Origin of the sequence: Streptomyces sp. SID13726 (genome assembly GCF_010548375.1) — a bacterium.
Classification (GTDB): domain Bacteria; phylum Actinomycetota; class Actinomycetes; order Streptomycetales; family Streptomycetaceae; genus Streptomyces.
The window spans coordinates 1-410 of the sequence record NZ_JAAGLY010000644.1; the positions used below are offsets into that span (position 1 = coordinate 1).

Annotated in this window: 1 protein-coding gene; it reads right to left on the bottom strand. The window is 77.3% G+C overall.

The genetic code is table 11. The annotated features are described in order from the left end of the window. Positions 1 to 368 (bottom strand): hypothetical protein (locus tag G3I78_RS49565; RefSeq protein WP_164437237.1); only part of this gene is annotated, 368 nt, incomplete at its 3' end. Positions 369 to 410: the final 42 nt, after the last annotated feature.

The window sequence follows — 410 nt, forward strand, 5'->3', positions numbered from 1 at the left end:
TCGAGGTCGTGGGTGGCCCACGGTCCGCTCGCCACGGCGAGGGCGACCATGGCGGCCCCCACGCCGGTGGCCGCGAGCGCCACGTGCCGGGTGCGCGGAGCCCGGCCGGTGGTCGCGCTGTACGCCCAGACGCCGACGAAGAGGCAGCCGGTGACGAGCGCGACGTGCTTGGCGACCTCGTGCGTCCCGGCGGGGGCGTGCTCCTTGAGGAGGTCGGCCACGACCGGTACCCGCAGCGCGTTCGCGACCGCGACGAAGCCCAGGCCGAGGGGGAGGGCCGCGTCGGCGCGCGTGCGGGCGCGCAGGCCGGTCCACACGGCCGCGGTGGCGAAGAGCGCCACGGCGAGGACGTCGAGGGCGTGGTTCACCGGTACAGCTCCAGGGCCGTGAGCCGGGTCGCCGAGCTGCCG